The sequence below is a fragment of the Rhizobium sp. SVR5-9E genome (genome assembly GCF_056755095.1).
Genome location: NZ_JBNDHS010000381.1, coordinates 1 through 276, shown reverse-complemented (window position 1 = coordinate 276; position 276 = coordinate 1). Strand labels below are relative to the sequence as shown.

At 62.0% G+C, this 276-nt stretch carries 1 protein-coding gene; it reads left to right on the top strand.

The window, feature by feature from the left end; translation table 11 throughout:
- Positions 1 to 22: 22 nt before the first annotated feature.
- The coding region (locus ACPYOJ_RS35275) for a hypothetical protein (RefSeq protein WP_481420374.1) at positions 23 to 276 on the top strand (254 nt) is incomplete at its 3' end.

Here is a 276-nt window from a genome sequence, read left to right as displayed (position 1 = left end):
CACCGGTAGCGACGGTCGTGCGTTGACCTTCACCTATGTCGATACCTATCGCATCGCTTCGGCCACGATCCAGGCGGCGAACGGCGCCACGCGCCAATGGCAGTACGGGTATGCAGCGGACCGCTATCAGTCGCTCAACAGGGTTTTGCAACCCGACGGTAGCGCATGGGCGTATGCACTGACTGGCTTTCTGACGTCCGACATGGATCCCCAGGCCGGTACCTGCAACACGCCCGCCATGCTGTCGACCGACACCTGGTCAGGAAGCATCACGCA